General features: G+C 68.9%; 16 protein-coding genes. 13 read left to right on the top strand and 3 right to left on the bottom strand.

Going from position 1 to position 18,855, the window contains the following annotated elements; all coding sequences use genetic code 11:
* Positions 1–159 precede the first annotated feature (159 nt).
* The 3 genes from ACFW6D_RS31205 to ACFW6D_RS31215 form a co-directional block, all read right to left on the bottom strand.
* The gene (locus ACFW6D_RS31205) at positions 160–2,064 is read right to left on the bottom strand and encodes a DEDD exonuclease domain-containing protein (protein WP_379334082.1); all 1,905 of its coding nucleotides are present in this window, start codon (positions 2,062–2,064) and stop codon (positions 160–162) included.
* Between the two features lie 122 nt (positions 2,065–2,186).
* On the bottom strand, positions 2,187–3,248 hold the full coding sequence (locus ACFW6D_RS31210) for a tetratricopeptide repeat protein (RefSeq protein ID WP_379334084.1): 1,062 nt from the start codon (positions 3,246–3,248) through the stop codon (positions 2,187–2,189).
* Complete coding sequence (locus ACFW6D_RS31215; protein ID WP_379334086.1) at positions 3,245–4,585, bottom strand: ATP-binding protein; 1,341 nt, start codon at positions 4,583–4,585, stop codon at positions 3,245–3,247. The genes ACFW6D_RS31210 and ACFW6D_RS31215 overlap by 4 nt, the downstream gene beginning before the upstream one ends.
* A 651-nt stretch (positions 4,586–5,236) precedes the next feature.
* On the opposite strand from ACFW6D_RS31215, the gene ACFW6D_RS31220 reads away from it, so the two are divergent.
* The 13 genes from ACFW6D_RS31220 to ACFW6D_RS31280 all read left to right on the top strand — a co-directional run bounded on the left by ACFW6D_RS31220 (position 5,237) and on the right by ACFW6D_RS31280 (position 18,712).
* Positions 5,237–5,806 carry a C40 family peptidase gene (locus ACFW6D_RS31220; RefSeq protein ID WP_379235780.1) on the top strand — a complete coding sequence of 190 codons (570 nt, stop codon included), beginning with the start codon at positions 5,237–5,239 and terminating at the stop codon, positions 5,804–5,806.
* A 283-nt stretch (positions 5,807–6,089) separates the two neighbouring features.
* Positions 6,090–7,154, top strand: a complete 1,065-nt coding sequence (locus ACFW6D_RS31225; protein ID WP_379334088.1) for an NlpC/P60 family protein — start codon at positions 6,090–6,092, stop codon at positions 7,152–7,154.
* A gap of 9 nt (positions 7,155–7,163) precedes the next feature.
* Positions 7,164–8,162 carry a peptidase MA family metallohydrolase gene (locus ACFW6D_RS31230; protein ID WP_379334090.1) on the top strand — a complete coding sequence of 333 codons (999 nt, stop codon included), beginning with the start codon at positions 7,164–7,166 and terminating at the stop codon, positions 8,160–8,162.
* A 76-nt stretch (positions 8,163–8,238) separates the two neighbouring features.
* The gene (locus ACFW6D_RS31235) at positions 8,239–9,366 is read left to right on the top strand and encodes a glycosyltransferase family 4 protein (protein WP_379334092.1); all 1,128 of its coding nucleotides are present in this window, start codon (positions 8,239–8,241) and stop codon (positions 9,364–9,366) included.
* A gap of 43 nt (positions 9,367–9,409) precedes the next feature.
* Positions 9,410–9,802, top strand: a complete 393-nt coding sequence (locus tag ACFW6D_RS31240) for a polyketide cyclase / dehydrase and lipid transport (protein ID WP_379235773.1) — start codon at positions 9,410–9,412, stop codon at positions 9,800–9,802.
* Positions 9,803–9,837: 35 nt separating this feature from the next.
* The gene (locus tag ACFW6D_RS31245) at positions 9,838–10,275 is read left to right on the top strand and encodes an SRPBCC family protein (protein WP_379235771.1); all 438 of its coding nucleotides are present in this window, start codon (positions 9,838–9,840) and stop codon (positions 10,273–10,275) included.
* Positions 10,276–10,301: 26 nt separating this feature from the next.
* Complete coding sequence (locus ACFW6D_RS31250; RefSeq protein WP_379334102.1) at positions 10,302–11,552, top strand: ArsA family ATPase; 1,251 nt, start codon at positions 10,302–10,304, stop codon at positions 11,550–11,552.
* Positions 11,542–12,303, top strand: coding sequence for a hypothetical protein (locus ACFW6D_RS31255; RefSeq protein ID WP_379334094.1), 762 nt, complete (start codon positions 11,542–11,544; stop codon positions 12,301–12,303). Before ACFW6D_RS31250 ends, ACFW6D_RS31255 begins: the two co-directional genes overlap by 11 nt.
* Positions 12,300–13,295 (top strand): ROK family protein, encoded by a 996-nt coding sequence (locus ACFW6D_RS31260; RefSeq protein WP_379235768.1) that lies wholly within the window; start codon positions 12,300–12,302, stop codon positions 13,293–13,295. The genes ACFW6D_RS31255 and ACFW6D_RS31260 overlap by 4 nt, the downstream gene beginning before the upstream one ends.
* Positions 13,296–13,413: 118 nt before the next feature.
* The gene (locus tag ACFW6D_RS31265; protein WP_379334104.1) at positions 13,414–14,142 is read left to right on the top strand and encodes a lysophospholipid acyltransferase family protein; all 729 of its coding nucleotides are present in this window, start codon (positions 13,414–13,416) and stop codon (positions 14,140–14,142) included.
* 226 nt (positions 14,143–14,368) lie between these two features.
* Entirely contained in the window at positions 14,369–15,748 is a 1,380-nt protein-coding gene (locus ACFW6D_RS31270) for an ABC1 kinase family protein (protein WP_379334096.1), read from the top strand.
* 87 nt (positions 15,749–15,835) lie between these two features.
* Positions 15,836–17,389 (top strand): alkaline phosphatase D family protein, encoded by a 1,554-nt coding sequence (locus ACFW6D_RS31275; protein ID WP_379334098.1) that lies wholly within the window; start codon positions 15,836–15,838, stop codon positions 17,387–17,389.
* 51 nt (positions 17,390–17,440) lie between these two features.
* Complete coding sequence (locus ACFW6D_RS31280) at positions 17,441–18,712, top strand: FAD-binding oxidoreductase (protein WP_379334100.1); 1,272 nt, start codon at positions 17,441–17,443, stop codon at positions 18,710–18,712.
* Positions 18,713–18,855 lie beyond the last annotated feature (143 nt).

Genomic DNA, 18,855 nt, shown 5'->3' on the forward strand with positions numbered 1-18,855 from the left:
GCCGGGGCTTGCTCCTGCGTCGCATCGCCCCGGCGGCTAACCGGCGACCCGGCCGCGACCGGCCACTTCGTGGCCGCCGCTCCCTATGGGTCGCGGGTGGGTGGCTGGGTTGGGGTGGTTGTTGAGGACGGGGACAGCCTGGGTGCACAGCCTGGGTGTTCACTGGCGTTCGGCCAGGTATTGGTCGTGTTCGGTTCGGGCGGTTGTTGCCGTGCGCGCTAGTCGCGCCCAACCTGTCCAGCGGGCGGCCCCGTGACGGGGTTCTCGGTAGCCGTCGCTGGTTCGCACGATGCGGGCGCCTGGTTTGGCGAGCCAGCGGGCGATGACGCCGACTTCCTCCGGGGGTGCGCCGCGCAGCGGGGGGATGTCGTCGTCGGGCTCGTCGATCACGGGGTCGATGGCAGCTGCCCCGGCTGGTGAAGCGCTGCGGGCGCTGACACCGGTGGCGGTGCCGGGCACGCGCATCCGGTCGGCCGGTGCCGCGTCGCCCAGGTCGGGGATCACGGTTTCGGCGGCGGCGACGATCTGGTCGACGACGGCCATGGGTGGGGTGCCGCGGGCGGCGGTGCCCGCGGCGGCGAGGCGGCCGTAGCGGATCACCGAGAATTCCCAGCCGCCCGCGCCGTCGGGGAGCGCGATGATCAGTTCGGCGAGGCGGGCCAGGGCGGCGAGGCGCTGGGTGCGGTGGAGTTTGGTGACGACGGTGGCGGTGCGGTCGCGCAGGCGGGCAGCTGCTTCGAAATGTTGTGCGGCCGAATGTGTTTCGATGCGGTCGATCATCGCGCGCAGGAGGGTGTCGGCGCGGCCGGTGAACAGGTCGCGGACCGCGGCGACAGCCGGGGCGTAGCTCGCGGCGTCGTGGTCGCCGTCTTGCCGGGCGGCGGGGCAGCCGCCGACCACCGCGGGTGGGCAGGTGTGTTTCGCCGCGCGGGTGAGACGGGTGGCGCACGTTCGGATTCCGGCGAATTCGGCGATCGTCAACGCCACGTCGACCGCATCGGCTCGAGAAGTGAACGGCCCCAAGGCAGTTCGGGACGGAGTGCGCACGGCGGTCAATCGCGGGAAGGCCTCGTCGCTGAGCGTGAGCCACCACCCTCGCTTGGGGAATTTCGAGCGGCGGTTGTACGGCGGTGCGTGCGCGGCGAGCAATCGCAACTCGCGCACCCCGGCTTCGAGTCCGTGCGCGCACACCACGTGGTCGACCCGAACGGCAAGTGCCACCATCTCTTTCATCCGGCCGCGGGTTTCCGAACCGGTGAAGTAGTTGCGCACGCGACGGCGCAGATTCACTGCGGTCCCTATATAGAGGACTTCATCCGACGGTCCACGAAAGAGATAGACCCCGGGCGAGGCAGGCAGATCGGTCGCGAAAGTGCGCTTGGCGCGTTGGGTTCCGGTGACACCGGGCAGGTAGTCGAGCAGCTCGGTCAGGCTGTGCACGCCCTGGTTGCCGACCCGGCCGATCAGCGCGTGCAGCACGTCGACGGTGGCGCGGGCGTCATCGAGCGCGCGGTGTGTCGGCGTGACCGAGGCGCCGAGGATCCGGGCGAGCACACCGAGTTTCGCCGACGGCGCTTCGTCGCGTGTGAGCACCCGCCGCGCCAGCTTCACCGTGCACAACACCTGCGGATTGGGCCAGACGATGTCCTGACGTGCCGCGGCGGCCTTCAGAAAGGCCGTGTCGAATCGCGCGTTGTGCGCCACCAGCACCGCCCCCGCCGCGAACTCCATGAACCCGGGCAACACCTCCGCGATCCGCGGCGCCCCGTAGACCATGGCCGTGGTGATCCCCGTGATCTGCACGATCGCGGGCGGAATCGCGTACCCCGGATTCACCAGCGTCGCGAACTCCCCCAGCACTTCACCCCCACGCACCTTCACCGCCCCGATCTCGGTGATCGCATCCCGATCCGCGCTGGTCCCGGTCGTTTCGAGGTCGACGACGACGAAAGTGGTGGCATAGAGCGGAGTATCGAGCTCATCGAAGGCCAACTGCCGCGCGGCAGCCGGGAGCGGAACAGGATCGGGCACGGCGAGCAGCGTAGGACGGGGGTCCGACACCATCGCCGTATCCGAGCGGTTCGCCCTCGCCGACGATCGATGTCAGCGCGGTCCGTCGAACAAGCGAGGGGTTCTGACCTGCGCAACATCGTCCCGTGCGGACAAACCACGTGGCAGGTCGGCGATCAGCCGCCCGGCGGCGTCAATCGCGGTTTGCCCGTCGGCGCCGATGTCATCGGCGAGAGCAGATCACCAGGCACGAATGTCTCGGTAGGTCGAGGCTGCGACGGCGGCGCGAAAATTGGAGAGTTCACCAGCTTCGCCAAGAACAACATGACCATGACGATCACGGCACCGACGACCCCCACCATTCTGAATGCCGCGCGCACCTTCGACTGAACGGGCTCCTGCTGGCGCCGCGCTGGTCGACGAGGGCGCCGCACCGGGGTAACCCGCGGCGGCGCGGTCTCGAGATCGACTGCTCGCGGGGTCGCACTCTCGGCAGCGGTCGAGTTCTCCGCGTCGACGGACTCGTCGACCGACATCGTCGCGGTGATCCATGCCAGCAGGTCGCGCACTCGAGGTCCGAAGGTTCCGGGATCGATCTCGGCAGCCCGCCGCAACCACAGGTCCGCATGAGCCAACTCGCCTCGGTGCGCTGCGTCGTAGCCGAGCAGAAAGAGCGATTCGGCATCGTCCGGATCGAGTTGGAGCGCGCGGGTGATCGCCTGCCGCCCAGCCTCACAGAAGTCAGGCTCTTGCCCGTCCCAGAGGATCTGCCCCCGTAAGCGATGGAAGTCGGCGTTGTCGGGTTCGAGCTCGAGCGCGGTCTCGATCGCCGCTATCGCACCGGCCTTGTCGCGGTGCCGCACCACCAATGCCAGCACCCGATACGCCCCAACGTGTGCCGGGTCCAGTTCGAGGCAGCGATGCGCTGCCACGATCGCCGCTTCCTCGTGCTGGACCGCGCGGTCACGGTCGTCACCGGCACGCTCGGCCAATACGCACTCGGTCATCGCGACGACTCGCCAGGGGACCGCGATGTCCGGGCGCAGCCGGATGGCGTCACGTGCCAGCTCGGTAGCACGGGGATATTCGCCGGCCTGCATCAAGGTCACGGCCAGCATGGTGACTGCCGCGACGTTGTCGGGCTCTGCGGCGACCACCTGCGCGAACTTCTCTCGGGCGGCCTCGTGTCGCCCGAGTTTTTCCAGGACCATCGCCTGGTCGAACTCCGCCGATGTCATCGACGTCGCTTGAGGTACATCGCCAGGTCGTCATAGCTGCCGTCCCCGTTGGCGAATTCGACCACATTGCGGGCGGATTCGAACCAGGCGCCGGTGCTCGGCCGGATCTGGGACAGGGCCGCTCGGATGTCTGCCATGCCGATCGGGCGGACTTCGCCGGATCGCATCGAGTCGGCCATGGCCAACTGGGTGGCGCTGGTGCACAGGTGGGCGAGGTCGGCGCCGGAGAGGCCGTCGGTATGGGTGGCGAGGGCGTTGAGGTCGATGCCCGCTACGGGGCGGTCGCGCAGGTGGTAGTGCAGGATCGAGGTGCGGGCGGCCAGGTCGGGCAGGCCGACGAAGATCATGCGGTCGAAGCGGCCGGGTCGGCGCAGGGCGACGTCGACGTCCCAGGGGTGGTTGGTCGCGCCGAGGACGAAGACGCCCTCGTTGCTGTGGGTGGCCGAATCCATTTCGGTGAGCAACTGGTTCACGACCGTGCGCATGGTCGAGGAGGCCTGCATCTGGCTGCGTTTGTGGCCGAGCGCGTCGACCTCGTCGAGGAACAGCACGCAGGGCGCGTTGCGGCGGGCCATCTCGAAGATGCTGTGCACGTTGCGTTCACTGGCACCGGTATAGATGTCGAGGATGTCGGTGATCTCGATCGGGTAGAAGTTGGCGCCGAGTTCGCCGGCGACCGCGGAGGCGATGAAGGTCTTGCCGCAGCCGGGCGGGCCGTAGAGGAGTAGGCCACCGCGGGCTGAGGTGCCGAAGGCCTTTGCCAGCTCGGGATTGCGCAGCGGGCCGAGCAGGGTGAGGTCGAGTTGTTGTTTCACCTCGGACATCCCGCCGACATCGGCCAGGCGCAGGGTTGGACGCTCGACGGTGGCGGCGTCGTCATCGGTGACGAACTCCGAGGGCACGCCGTGCACGAACGCCGGTTCGATGATGTCGCCGACTTCGTTCTCGGCCGCGGCCCAGTCGAAGTCCGACGGCGACGCGGCAGGACCGACCTCCGACGGCACCGCACCGGGACCGACTGCCGACGGCGGTGCGGCGGGATCGACGCCCGACCGTACTGCGACGGGATCGACCGTCGAGACGGGCGTGGGGACAGCCGTATCGGGCACCGAGGTCGCGACGGAACCACCGGACAACGCCGTCGTACACCGCATCATCAACCCCAGGACCTGCACATTCCCCGGTTCCTGACCGAGCGCGGTCCCGCAGTGCGCGAGCGCGTCCGCATAACGCCCCCGCTCGATCAACAACTCGATGACGCACACCCGCAGTGCCACCACCCCCGGACTGCGATCGACCATCGTAAGCATGTCGGTCAAAACCTGGTCGTCGGCCACCCGCGCCCCCTTCGAACTGCGAACATTCGGCCGTACCCTAACCGCCACAACAGCTTTCCCGCCAAGCGGCGAGCACCCCGCGAGCGGATATCGACGAGTACCCGTGATCTTCGAAGCCGACAATTCGACGCGAGGCTTTCGTTCTGGTGCGAACAAAATGCCCAAGATCAAACTCAATCGTGACCGGGCTCACAAACTTATCGAATTCACATGAATTCACCAGAATTCGACGGGTAATCAGCCTTACCACTCCGCGCACACCGAAACCCGCGGCGCGCCGCCCGTGAGGCGACCCCTCCACGGACCGCCGCCGACCGGACCGAGCACGCGTCACCTGCATGTTCGCCGGAACGGGGAGCGAAAACCGCCGCTCGAACGCTATTGGCAACGCGCCGGTAGCACTCGGAAATCTCGGTCGACGTGACCTGGCGTTATCGTTTCGTGATCGGATGTGACCCACGTCGCACACATCCAACGGCGATATCAACCAAAACCCCCCTTGGACCGATGTCCGACTTTACAAACCCCCGTGATGTCTTCGTAACCTTTTCGAGACCTCACGGAGTTCCGCTGACCGGAAACGGCTAGCGAGACGAAGCCCGCCGCGTCAAACGGACACGTCGTCGTGGGGCAGATTGGAAGTACCGCATCATGGCGAACAACACCGTCAAGCGTCAGGCGCAGCGTGCCGTTGCCGTCGGAGCCGTCGGCGCTGCCACCATCGGCGCGTTCCTCCTGCCGGCCGCCCCGGCATCGGCGACGCCGGTGACTGTGCCCGGCATCGGCACCTTCGAGGTTCCGAACGAGATTCCGCTGCCCCCCGGCACCCCCGGCATCGAGATCCCGGGCGCACCGCCCGTCTTCACCGCGCCGACCGCCACCGCCGCCGACATCGCCCTCGATGCCGCGATGAGCAAGATCGGCTCGCCCTACGTCTACGGCGCCGCGGGCCCCAACGCGTTCGACTGCTCCGGGCTGGTCCAGTGGGCCTACGCCCAGGCCGGTATGGACCTGCCGCGTACCAGTGGCGCCCAGCTGGGTGCGGGCACCCCGGTCTCGATCGACAGCCTGCAGCCCGGCGACCTGGTGTCGTTCTACGGCGGCGGCCACTCGGGCCTGTACGCCGGTGACGGCAATGTCGTGCACGCCTCCACCTCGGGCACGCCGGTCCAGCTCGCGTCGCTGTCGTCGATGCCGTTCGCGGGCGCTCGCCGCTTCTGATCAATCGGGGTACGGTGCGTCGTTCGCGGGGAAGGGCGCACCGTAACCGCAAGTGAATACGGGCGCCGTCCACTGGGTTGGGCGTACCTGCGCCTTCGCTCCGGCCGTGCGCAGCTGAGGAACGCTGCCGCGTCTGCGCCAATTGGACGGCGCCCGTATCTTTACTGGACACGAATGCATACTGTTCCGTAACCTGATCGAGACCTTCTCGGCTGACGAGAAGTTCGCGCTCAGGTATTGCGCTGCATCGGCGGACAACGAAGAGAACGGGGCACGGGCCACTGTGACTGCACACCACCGGAATTCGCACGCAACGCGTGGTTTCGCCGGAACCCTGTCCGCCGCGATGTTGGTGTGCGCGATCTACACCGCCGGGCCCTCCGGTGCCGACCCGGTCGCCCTGCCCACCACCGCCTCCGACGCGATCTCCCGGATGGTCGACCTCTCGCGCCAGTCCGAACAGCTCAACCAGCAGGCCCTCACCGCTCAGATCGACCTCGACGCCAAACTGGCGGTGCAGCGCGAAGCCGACGACAAGGTCGCCACCACCTCCGCCGTCGTCGAGGCCGCCCGCGCCGAGGTGCGCAAGTTCCAGCCGATGATCGACCGCACCGCTGTCGCCGCCTATACCGGCGTGCGCACCAACAGCATGTTCGCCGTGCTGTCGAGCGGTTCGCCGCAGCAGTTGCTGGACAAGATGTCGACCCTGGATGTGCTCGCGCAGCAGACCACCGAGACGGTCCGCCAGTTCAAGCAGGCTGCCGACGCCGCCACCGCGGCCGACAACATCGCCCGCACCGCCGCCGAGGCCGCCCGGTCCGCCACCGCCGCCGCCGATGCCGTGCGCGCCGATGTCGAACGCAAACGCCAGGATCTCGCCACCTCGACGACCTCTGTGGTCGAGGCGTGGAGTCAGCTCTCCGCGCGCGACAAGTCGACCCTCGCGGGTTCGCCGTTCCCGCCCGGCTTCGACCGTGACTCGCTGCTGGCGGGCCTGGTCCCCGGCAGCGGCACCAGCGCGCTGGCCGCCGCCCTCACCCGCGTCGGCGACCCGTATGTGTGGGGCGCGACCGGACCCGATCAGTTCGACTGCTCCGGTCTCGTGCAGTGGGCGTTCAAGCAGGTCGGTAAGAACGTGCCGCGCACCAGTTCCCAACAGGCGGGCTACGGCACGCCGGTGTCCAAGGACGAGCTACTGCCCGGCGATGTGATCCTGTTCTATCCCGACATCACCCACGTCGGTATCTACGCGGGCAACGGAATGATGGTCCACGCCTCCACGTTCGGTGTGCCGGTCGCGGTCGCGCCGATCAACACCACCCCGTACCACTCGGCCCGGCGATACTGAGCCAGACCGGTGACCGATCCGTCCCCCCGCTCGGGCCTGCGTTCGTGGTTCTCGTCGAACGGCCGCCTGGAATTCTGTATCACTCTCGCCTCGGTCACGCTGTTGACCGGGGCGTGCGTCGCGCTGATCCTGGTGCCGCGCAATGTGGGTCCGTTGCAGCTGGCCACCGACGAGGCCGAGGTGCTCGACACCTCCGAGGGCACCGACAATCCGCGCCTGAGTCCGGTGCGTCGGGATCTGCAGCCCTACGGCCCGATTCTGGTGCGTGAAGTCGCCGAATCCGAGGCGCTGCTGGTGGCCCATCCCAGCCATCGCGCTGACCTCGATGCCCTCGAACATCAACTGGGCCCGGCCATTTCGGATGTGAGTGCCGTGTGGGGTACCGACTGGAATCGCGCGCCCGTTGTGGTGGTGGCGAGCACGTCCGCCGAGTTCACCGCGCTGACGAGGTCCGCGGGTAGCACCGGCGCCGATGTGGCGGCGGTGTCGCTCACCGGTTCCTACGTCCCCGGTACCGAGCCCGCCGACCAGCGCATCGTGTTCAATCCCGACGCGCGCCGTCGAGTCGGCGACGAGGGCCTCGCCACGCTGCTGCGCCACGAACTCACCCACGTCGCCACCAGGGCCGACACCATCGACGGCGCACCGCTGTGGATGGTGGAGGGCTTCGCCGAGTATGTCGCCCAGCGCGACCAGGCCACCACGTTCTCCCAGATCGCGCCCACGCTGACCACCCGATTACGCGCGGGCACCCTGCCCGCCGATCTGGTCTCCGATGCCGATTTCACGGGCGTCGACGCGGCCTACGCCTACGAGAGCGCGTGGAGCGTGTGCGCGTTCCTCGCCGATCACTACGGCACCACCGCCCTCACCACCCTGTACAAGCGCTTGGCGACCGGCCCGCAGTCCCCCGCGGCACAGGACGCCGCGTTCACCGCCGTGCTCGGTACCTCACGGGCCGAGTTGGTGGACGGATGGCGAGCCTGGTTGCGCGGCCGCGCTGTGTAAAACCACGTGCTGCGTCATCACATGCTGTGTGACCACGTCCGCCCACCTGTCAGCCGACCGATTAGGTTGTTCTCTTATGGCCCGAACTCTGCTGGTGACCAACGATTTCCCGCCTCGGCCGGGCGGAATCCAGTCATATCTGCAGGCACTGTCGAATCAGCTGCCGCCCGAGGACCTGGTGGTCTACGCCCCGCGCTGGCGCGGTGACAGCCACGAGAAGTTCGATGCCGCGCAGAAATTCCAGGTGGTGCGTCATCCGAGCACGCTGATGCTGCCGACCCCAGCGGTCATCAAGCGAGCGAGCGCGCTGCTGCGGGAAAACGATTGCGACACAGTGTGGTTCGGTGCGGCGGCACCCCTGGCGGCGATGGCGCCGATGCTGCGGCGCGCTGGTGCGGAACGTATCCTGGCCAGCACGCACGGTCACGAGGTCGGCTGGTCGATGCTGCCCGGATCGAGGCAGGTGCTGCGGTCGATCGGTGAGCACACCGATGTGGTGACCTATGTCAGCAAGTACACCCGTGGCCGCTTCGCCTCGGCCTTCGGTCCGCACGCGGCGTTGGAGCACCTGCCGCCGGGCGTCGACCCCACCGAGTTCCGGCCCGACCCGGCCGCCAGGGCAGAGCTGCGCGCCCGCTACGGGCTCGGCGAGCGCCCGACTGTGCTGTGTCTGTCGCGGCTGGTGCCACGCAAGGGCCAGGACATGCTGATCGTGGCGATGAACGAGATCCGCGAGCGCGTCGACGGCGCCGTGCTGGTGATCGCCGGCGGTGGACCGTACGAGCCGCGACTGCGCGCGCTGGCCGAGGCGCTGGGTGTGGGCGACAGTGTCGTGTTCACCGGGCGGGTCCCCTCGGGCGAACTGGCCGCCCACCACACGATCGCCGACGTGTTCGCGATGCCGTGCCGCACGCGCGGGGCGGGCCTGGACGTGGAGGGTCTCGGGATCGTGTTCCTCGAGGCCTCGGCGACCGGGGTACCGGTCGTGGCCGGTGATTCCGGTGGCGCCCCCGAGACGGTACGCGAGGGCGAGACCGGCATCGTGGTACACGGACGCTCGGTGGCCCAGATCAGCGACGCGATCGTCGAACTGCTGACCGACCGGGACAAGGCCGCCGAGATGGGCGCCGCGGGCCGGGCCTGGGTGGAGCAGAACTGGCACTGGGACCGTCAGGGCGCCCGCTTGCGGCACCTGCTGCGGTGACACCTCGGCCGGGCCCGGTGCGGCGTGAACTACGCTCAGCCGGGTGAGCAGTATCCAGGTCGCAGATCAGACCTTTCTCGCCGCACCGGGCGCCGCGATCGCCGAGGTGCTCAATGCCGCGAACAATTGGCGCCGCTGGTGGCCCGATCTGCGCCTCGACGTGCGCGAGGATCGCGGCGACAAGGGCATCCGCTGGACGGTGGCAGGCGCACTGACCGGCACCATGGAGGTATGGCTCGAAGCCGTCCCCGACGGGGCGATCCTGCACTACTTCCTGCACGCCGAACCCGCGACCGAACCGAAGTCGCCGCGCGCACTGGCCGCGGCGAATCGGTCCCGCCGGGTCGCAGGCCGCAACATGGCGTTCGAACTCAAGGCAAGGCTCGAAGCAGGTCGACCGGCAGGCGTCGCGCCTGCGGTCGCCACCGCCTCCTGACCGGCATCGTTCCCAGACAGAAAGAGCTTGCTTTCATGGCTGACCGGACTCAGAGATCGATCCTGATCGACGCCCCCTCGCAGCAGGTGATGGCCGTCATCGCGGATCTGGAGTCCTACCCGGAGTGGGTGGCCGCCGCGAAGTCGGTCGAAGTCATCGACCGTGACGCCGAAGGACGCGCGGCCACTGCCCGTTTCGTGCTCGACGCGGGCGTCGTCAAGGACACCTACGTGCTGTCCTACTCCTGGCGCGCCGACGGCAAGGCGGTGAGCTGGCGGCTGCTCAGCGGTGACCTGCAGAAGGCCCAGGACGGCAGCTACGAACTCCTGGACGCGCCCGGCGGCGGCACCGAGGTGGTCTACGAACTGACCGTCGACCTGAACATCCCGATGATCGGCATGTTCAAACGCAAAGCCGAGAAGGTCATCACCGATACCGCGCTCACCGAGCTCAAGAAGCGGGTCGAAGGCTGAGCGCGCCGGGCGTTACTCGCGTCGAACTGTTCGTCGGCAAGGGTGGTGTCGGGAAGACGACCCTCGCCTGCGCGACGAGCATGACCTATGCCCGCTCGGGTCAGCGCGTGCTGATCGCCTCGCTGGATCAGGCCCATTCGCTCGGTGACGCGCTCGGTTTCCGTTTCCCGCACGATCCGGGCACCGTCGCCGGGGTGGCCAGGGTCGCGCCCGGCATCGAGGTGATCGAGATCGACTCCCTCGCCCTGCTCGAGGACCGATTCCGCGATGTGGTGGCGATGCTGGCCAAGGGCGGCGGCCACGATCACGGCTTCGACCTGGCCGCCCTCGACCCGGCCGAGTTGACCGGCCTGCCCGGCGTGCAGGAACTGCTGATGCTGGTCGAGATCGGCCAGTACGCCGAGGAGAACGACTGGGACGTCATCGTCGTGGACTGCCCGCCCTCGGCCGACATGCTGCGCATCATCACCGCGCCGGACACCATGCTCAACTACCTCGAGCGCCTGTGGCCCAAGCACGAACGCACGATGAGCGCGATCGGCCTCGATCTGCGCAAGGCGGTGCTCGCCGCCGCGGTGGAACGGATCGTGGTCGCCGTGACCCAGGTCCGTGACCTGCTCGCCGACCGCACCCGCACCAGCGCCCGCCTGATCACCGGCCCCGAACAGGTCGCCGTCGCCGAGGCGCGCCGGGTGCGTTCGGCGGCCGCGCTGCTCGGCCTGCGGATGGACGCGGTGGTGGTCAACAAGGTCCTGGCACCCGTGCCGCCGCCCGGTGACAACGCCCACCCGGCCGTGCACTGGTACCTCAACCGCCGCGCCGAACAACTCGAAGTGGTGGCCCGGCTGCACGAACAACTCACCGACGTCCCGATCCTGATCGCCCAGCACGCCGGTGCCGAACCGGTGGGGGTGAATTCGCTGGCGGCGTTCTCCCATTCGGTCGACACGCTGCCCGCCGCGCACGCTCAGAGCGCCGAATCGGGCGAACCGATGGTTCGATGGGAGTCCGGCTCCGGTGTCGACTCCGTGTACGCGATGCGGATGCGGCTGCCGGTGGTCGATCCCGGCACCTTGCGGCTGGGCCGAGTGGAGGACGATCTGATCGTGGGAGCCGACGGGGTACGCACTCGTGTACGGCTCGCACCGGTGCTGCGACGCTGCACGGTGGCGGGCGCCGAGCTCGAAACCGGTCATCTCGTGGTCCGCTTCCGGCCCGATCCGCGGGTGTGGCCCGCCGATCCGAACTACACGAAGGCCACCGCAGATGAGCACTGATCGCCAGTCCGAGCGCCACGGCCACGACGGCTTCGCCGAGTTCACCGAGGAGCTGCGCCTACTCGCCGAAGTCCTGCTCGCCAAGGTCGAACCGGTCCTGCGCCGCACCGCCGCCGACGGCCAGGCAGATCTCGGCGGCTGCGCCTGGTGCCCGGTCTGCGCGGCCGCGGCTCTGGTGCGCGGTGACCACCACGACGTCGTCGCCGCCCTCGCCGAGCACGGCACCTCCATGGTGACGGTCCTGCGCGAAGCCCTCGCGGGCATCCCCGTCGAACCGGTCCTCCCGCCGGAGTGGTCCGAACATGGTGCGGGACACCAGCATTCGGCCCACGGTGCGACAAACGGCGGCGAGGCAACCGGCCACGATCAGACGCCGGGCGCCGGGACGACCCCTCCGTCGCAGCACCCGGGTGAGTCGGCGTCGGGCGCGCCGGGCCGACCGCGATACACCGCCGCCGAACATGCCGACGTCGCGAGTGGCGGCGCCTCCCGTGGCGCGCCCCGCCGAACCGAGCCCACCGCGCGTCCGCGCCGGGTGGACGAGTACGCGGCCCCGCGACCACCCCGTACTCCGCAGGCACCGCACATCGCCCCCGAATCCGGTGAGGCCGCAAGCGCTTCGGACGCAGGCGCTTTCGCCACCGCGCCGCCGAAGGGCGAACGCCGCCGCCCCGCCGCCGAGGATCGATCGACCACCGCCCGCGCGCCACGCTCGCAATATGTCGACATTCCGGTGACGATCCGGGGATGACCAGCCGGATCGACCCTCAACACCTGCTCACCGTCGGTATCGACGTGGGCGGCACGAACATTCGCGCCTCGGTGGTCGACGTCGACGGCGAGGTGCTGGACACCGTGCAGGCACCGACCCCGCATTCGGCGCGCGCACTGGAGGACGCCATCGACCGCTCGGTGCGCGAGCTGGCCCGGCGCCACCCGATCGCGGCGGTCGGGCTGGCCGTGGCCGGTTTCATCTCGACCGATCAGTCGACGGTCCTGTTCGCCCCGCACCTGCCGTGGCAGAACGCCCCTGTCGCCCAACGCCTCAGCGCGCGCCTCGGTCTCCCGGTGATCCTCGAACACGACGCGAACGCTGCGGGCTGGGCCGAATACCGCTTCGGTGCGGCGGCGGGCGGACGCACGGTGGTGCTCGTCGCGATCGGCACAGGTATCGGCGCCGCCCTCCTCATCGACGGTCAGCTCTACCGCGGCAGCCACGGCATCGCCCCTGAACTCGGTCACCTCCAGGTGGTTCCCGAGGGCCGCGCCTGCCCGTGCGGTAAACACGGCTGCTGGGAGCGCTACTGCAGCGGAACGGCCTTGGCCGACACTGCCATCGAAATGCTCGCCACCGACCCCGTGCGCTCGGTGCTGGCCCGCGACGTGCTTCGCGACCCGGGCTCGCTCACCGGCCGCCGCGTCGCCGGTGCTGCCCAGGACGGCGACCCACTGGCTGTGCGGGTGATGGCCGACTTCGCCCGCTGGCTCGGCCTCGGTCTCGCCTTCGTGAGCGATCTGTTCGATCCCGACCTCGTGGTGATCGCGGGCGGGGTGAGCAGCTCCGCGCCGCTGTTCCTCGACGAGGCCCGCGAGCACTACGCGGGCGCAGTCACCGGCGCCGGGCATCGACCACTGGCCCGTCTGCGCACCACCCAGCTCGGCGAGGCCGCGGGCATGATCGGCGCCGCGGAATTGGCCAGGGCGGCGGTTGACGCGCCGCTGGCCGGGCATCCAAGGAGATGACAGTCACATTCATGCAGGTCGGCTACCAGCCTGGGTTGGTTGTGACCTGGAACCACCGGTAAAGTCGTTGTCCGACGAGGCTCTACACAACCATCCCGGCCCCTGGGGAAAGGACGCCATGTTCTACTGGCTACTCAAGTTCGTTCTCGTGGGGCCGCTCATGCACCTGTACAACCGGCCGGAGGTCGAAGGTGTCGAGAACATTCCGACCGACGGCCCGGCCATCATGGCGGGCAATCACCTCTCCTTCTCCGACTGGCTGTTCGCTCCCCTGCTGAGCCCGCGCCGGATCAACTACCTGGCCAAGGCCGAGTACTTCACCACCCCTGGTTTCAAGGGTCGCCTGCAGAAGTTCTTCTTCAGCGGCACCGGCCAGTACCCGATCGACCGCAGCGGCGCCTCGGCCGCCGAGGACGCACTCAACGCGGCCACCAAGCTCCTCGACGAGGGCCGTCTCGTCGGCCTGTACCCCGAGGGCACCCGCTCCCCCGACGGTCGCCTGTACAAGGGCAAGACCGGCATGGCGCGCCTCGCGCTCGAGACCGGCGTCCCGGTGATCCCGGTCGCGGTGATCGGCACCGACAAGGTCTCGCCTCCCGGACCGTTCAAGTGGCGTCGCCAGAAGGTCACGCTGAAGTTCGGTGCGCCCCTTGATTTCTCGCGCTACGAAGGCATGAGCGGTAACCGTTTCGTAGAGCGCGCCGTCACCGACGAGGTGATGTACGAGCTGATGCGCCTGACCGGCCAGGAATACGTCGACGTGTACGCACACAGCCTCAAGAAGGGCGTCGCCCCCAGCGACAACCAGATCGACGCCACTCGCATCCCCGAGACCAAGGCCAGCTGAGCCGAAACCTGTTGCGCTGCATCATTTCCGGCGCATGGATGTAGGCCCGGGAGTGTCGACGGCGCCATGAGCGCGACCGCAACCGGCGTTGATCGATTGGGAGACAATCGAACTCGGCGTTCCGGCTGCCGGTTGATATTGCTCGGACACCCCTGTGTCCGATTGGTAACCTTTGCCGGACCCGGACCTCCCAGCAGCGGCGGCGCCAGTGGACAGCGAGGTGGACATGGCCGGAGGCGAATCCGACGAGGCTCGCGTCATGCCGTTCACCCGGCGTGCGGCCCCTCGCGAGGGCGATCCACCCACTGGCAGGGTCGTGCGGAGCGCCCGCCTGGCCGCGATACCGGTCGCCTACGCGGGCCGACGGATCGTCGGCTTCGGCAAACGCACCGCGGGTCGCGACCCCGCCGACGTCGACCGCGATATCCGTGTCCGCACCGCCGAACACCTCTTCCAGGTACTCGGCGAACTCAAGGGCTGCGTCGCGAAACTGGGCCAACTACTCGGCCTGCTCGAACTCGGCCTCGCCCCCGATCTGGCCGGGCCGTACCGCGAAGCCCTTGCACGCCTGCACGATTCGGCCCCGGCCATGCTCCCCGGCGCGGTGCACGCCGAACTCGCCACCCATCTCGGCCCGCAGTGGCGCTCGCTGTTCCTGGAATTCGACGACCGCGCCTCCGCCGCCGCCTCGGTCGGCCAGGTGCATCGCGCCCGCTGGCACGACGGCACCCCGGTCGCGGTCAAGGTCATGTACCCCGGCGCCCGCCGCGCCGTGCTGGCCGACCTGCAGACCCTGCGCCGCGCGACCCCCTTCTTCACCGCCCTGCTGCCCGGCGCCGACACCCGCCCGGTGGTCGAGGCCCTGTGCGACGAGATCCGCGACGAACTCGACTATGCCCGCGAGGCCGTCAACCAGCGCGCCTTCGCCAGTGCCTTCGCCGATGATCCCGATGTCGTGGTGAGCCGCGTGATCGCCCAGCGCGGCGACGTCCTGGTCACCGAATGGCTCGACGGTTTTCCCCTGTCCCGCTTGATCATTCGCGCCGATGCCGCCGAACTCGACCGCCTCGGGGTGCTGATCATGCGCTTCCTGTTCTCCGCCCCCGCCCGCGCCGCCCTCGTCTACGGCGACCCCCACCCCGGCAACTTCCTTCGCATGCCCGACGGCCGCCTCGGCGTCGTCGACTTCGGCGCCTGCACCCCATGGCCCGCCACCTTCCTCGACGTAGCCGGCGACGTGGGCGCCGCCGTGATCGCCGACTCCCCCGCCGATCTCGAGGCCGCCATGCGCCGCCACGGCTTCGTCGCCCCCGACCGCGACCTCGACATCACCACCGTCGCCGCCCGCCTCCAGGTAGTCCGCGAAGCCCTCCTCGCCCCCACCTACCCCCTCTCGTCCGCCTGGCTCCGCGAACAGGTCCGCCTGATCACCGACCTACGCCTGACCAACATCCTCCGCCAACTCACCATGCCCCCGGCCCACACCCCCATCCTCCGCTCCTTCCTCGGCGGCATCGCGGTCCTGTGCCAACTCCACACCACCGTCCCGTTGCGCACCGAATGCACCCGCTGGTACCCCGAAACCGCGGCCGCCGCAGGGCTGTAGACGCATCACCCGGTCGTTCGGCAGCGTTCATGCTCCGTTGCCTTGCTAACGACCGCGTGTTCCGACCGGTGGCGCACCGTGAGGTGCATGGCTGTTTCGGATTTCTCGATGTCTCGGCGCACTCTGCTGCGCGCAACCGGCCTCGGTGTGGTGGCTGCTCCGGCCCTGGTGGCCTGTGGTGACGACGGTCCCGGATTGGTGCGGGCGCGGCCCACGCTCACGCACGGGATCGCCGTCGGTGATCCGCGCAGTGATGGTGCGCTGATCTGGGCGCGGTCGGACACGCCCGCGACGCTGGTGGTGGAGACCTCGGCGAGCGAGAAGTTCAGTGACGTCAAGCGATTCACCGGGTCGCTGCTCACCCCGGCGACCGACGGCACCGGCCGGGTGCGCGTGAACGGTTTACCCGCAGGGCAACTCGTGCACTATCGCGTGCGCCTGGAGGGGGAAGGTGGTGCGAGCTCGGAGACTCTGACCGGTGTGTTCCGTACGGCGCCGACCGCAGCTGCCGACATCTCGCTGCTGTGGTCCGGTGACGTGGCGGGCCAGGGTTTCGGCATCAACCCCGAACTCGGCGGCATGAAGGTGTTCTCCACCATGGCCGCCCGCGACCCGCACCTGTTCCTGCACTCCGGCGACTGCATCTACGCCGACAACGCCCTCAAAGAGTCGGTGACGCTGCCCGACGGCCGGATCTGGAAGAACATCACGTCCGAAGCGAAGAACGCGCCCGCCGAAACCCTCGACCAGTTCCGCGGCAACTACGCCTACAACCTCACCGACGACAACTACCGCCGCTTCAATGCCTCGGTCGCCCAGATCGTCCAGTGGGACGACCACGAGACCACCAACAACTGGTCCCCCGGCGGCACGGTCGCCGCCGACAAGGGCTACACCGAGCGCAGCATGGACACCCTCGCGACGCGCTCCTGGCAGGCCTTCCACGAGTGGATGCCCTTGGAACCCAAGGAAGCCGTCGACGGCCGGCTCTACCGCAAGATCTCCTACGGCCCGCTCCTCGACGTCTTCGTCCTGGACATGCGCGCCTACAAAGACGCCAACACCGCGAACACTGCACCCACCGGCCAAACCCTCGGCGCCGCCCAGACCAAGTGGCTCACCGACGGCCTGCGCGACTCCAAGGCCACCTGGAAGATCGTCGCCGCCGACCTGCCGCTCGGCGTCATCGTCCCCGACGGCAAAACCGCGTTCGAAGGCCCCGCCAACGCCGCCCCCGGCGCACCCTCGGGCCGCGAAACCGAGATCGCCCAGGTGCTCTCCTCGATCAAGGCCGACAAGGTCGCCGACGTCGTCTGGCTCACCGCTGACGTCCACTACACCGCCGCGCACCACTACTCCCCCACCCGCGCCGCCTTCACCGATTTCGACGAGTTCTGGGAGTTCGTCTCGGGCCCGCTCAACGCCGGCGCCTTCGGCCCCAACCCCCTCGACCCCACCTTCGGACCCGAAGCGGTGTACGTCCACGCGCCGCCGACCCCGAACACATCCCCGATGGACCCGGAGTACCAACACTTCGGTGAGGTGAAGATCGACGGCCGCTCGGGCGAAATGACCGTCAACTTGTGCGACGCGACCGGAAAAGTCCTGTTCACCAAGCAACTCGCCCCCACGCGGAAATAGGTGCGAAGTACCCTGCGCAAGAACCGCGCACCTATGGTTAGCTATGCGGTCATGGGCACGCCGCATACCGTCATCTCCGAAGAATATCTCCCCACCGACACGGCGGATGTCGTTCGCACTGTGCGTGATTCGCGCGGTCGGTCGGAACAGTTGACGGTGCGCGGCGGTGAACAGACCGAAGAGTCCTATGGCCTGACCGATCAGCGCGGGGTGCTCTCGCTGCGCAAGATGAACTCGGTGCTCGACATCAACCTCGGTCGGCGCACCGTGCGTGTGCAGGCGGGCGCGAAACTGTCCGAGATCGACCGCCGCCTCGGCGCGCACGGTCTCGGCCTACCGGTGGTGGGCGATCATCGCGACATCACCGCGGGCGGTTTCGCCTCCGTCGGCGGGGTGAGCACCGCCTCGCACCGCTACGGCATGTTCATCGACCAGATCGTCGACCTCGAGTACGTCGACCCCGACGGCCGGATCGGCACCTGCGGGCGCGGTCACCACACCGAGCGCTTCCACCGGATCCTCGGCGCGGGCGGGCGCGCGGGCATCATCACCGCACTGACCCTCGATGTGGTGGAGGTCGACAAAGACCACACCATGCTCACCACCGACGCCGACCGGTTCCTCGACTTCGACTCCTTCGTCGAGCACGCGACCAACGAGATCACCAATCCCGGCAGCGCGGCCCTGCAGGTCGGCCGCTGGGTCGACACCGCCCCGCTGAAGGTGGCACGCCCCGTCGGCACCGGCCAGGTGACCCTGGGCGCGGTCCGCTTCGGCCAGTGGTCGAGCCTGTACCCCACCGCCCCCACCCGCGGTCTGCGGGCCCGCCGCGAAGTCGGCACACGCACCCGTAAGTCGTTGGGCGCCATCGCTTCCGCCGCGGGCGGCCGCGCGGGTATGCCGGTGCGCAACGCGGCGGCGGGCGCGCTGATGTTCGCGCCGAAGGTGCTCACCATGCGCGATGCCGAGTACCTGGCCGACACCGTGATCAACTCCTCCGAGCGCGGCCCCGCCTACCGCGTCGGCGTCTTCGCCCCCCTGGCCAACTACGGTTCGGTCTTCTACGGCCTGCACGACCTGTTCTCGGCCCACCGCGAACGTTCGGGCTGCTTCACCGTCATCTCCGCGATGACCTACGGCGTGCGCTCGGAGTACCTGCGCGCCGAAGCCGCCGCCCGCGGCCTCGCCCCCGCCGACTACGGCCTGATCACCTTCACCTGCCGCCTTCGCCCCTCGGCCCTGCCCTCGGAGCAGCTGCGCGAGATCGTCTCTGGTATCGACGACATCTGCCGCTCGGAGCAGGCGCTGCGCTATAGCGTGTAGGGCCGGTACAGCCCAGGTTCGGTAGTCCCTGAGGTTTGAGCTGTGTTTTTGGAGCGCTGGCGCGCTCGAGCGCGGCCCCTGGGGGGCCGCGAGTTAGCCGCCGTTGCTGGAGGCTTCGCCTCGGACGCAACGGCGGCTAACTC

It is taken from the genome of Nocardia sp. NPDC058705, from assembly GCF_042749305.1.
Classification (GTDB): Bacteria; Actinomycetota; Actinomycetes; order Mycobacteriales; family Mycobacteriaceae; genus Nocardia.

Excerpts from the sequence above, each read along its gene's own strand:
- ACFW6D_RS31280 (WP_379334100.1), top strand. The coding sequence starts at position 17,441 with ATGGGCACGCCGCATACCGTCATCTCCGAAGAATATCTCCCCACCGAC.
- ACFW6D_RS31265 (WP_379334104.1), top strand. The coding sequence starts at position 13,414 with ATGTTCTACTGGCTACTCAAGTTCGTTCTCGTGGGGCCGCTCATGCAC.
- ACFW6D_RS31235 (WP_379334092.1), top strand. The coding sequence starts at position 8,239 with ATGGCCCGAACTCTGCTGGTGACCAACGATTTCCCGCCTCGGCCGGGC.
- ACFW6D_RS31255 (WP_379334094.1), top strand. The coding sequence starts at position 11,542 with ATGAGCACTGATCGCCAGTCCGAGCGCCACGGCCACGACGGCTTCGCC.
- ACFW6D_RS31220 (WP_379235780.1), top strand. The coding sequence starts at position 5,237 with ATGGCGAACAACACCGTCAAGCGTCAGGCGCAGCGTGCCGTTGCCGTC.
- ACFW6D_RS31270 (WP_379334096.1), top strand. The coding sequence starts at position 14,369 with ATGGCCGGAGGCGAATCCGACGAGGCTCGCGTCATGCCGTTCACCCGG.
- ACFW6D_RS31275 (WP_379334098.1), top strand. The coding sequence starts at position 15,836 with ATGGCTGTTTCGGATTTCTCGATGTCTCGGCGCACTCTGCTGCGCGCA.
- ACFW6D_RS31260 (WP_379235768.1), top strand. The coding sequence starts at position 12,300 with ATGACCAGCCGGATCGACCCTCAACACCTGCTCACCGTCGGTATCGAC.
- ACFW6D_RS31210 (WP_379334084.1), bottom strand. The coding sequence starts at position 3,248 with ATGACATCGGCGGAGTTCGACCAGGCGATGGTCCTGGAAAAACTCGGG.
- ACFW6D_RS31205 (WP_379334082.1), bottom strand. The coding sequence starts at position 2,064 with ATGGTGTCGGACCCCCGTCCTACGCTGCTCGCCGTGCCCGATCCTGTT.
- ACFW6D_RS31245 (WP_379235771.1), top strand. The coding sequence starts at position 9,838 with ATGGCTGACCGGACTCAGAGATCGATCCTGATCGACGCCCCCTCGCAG.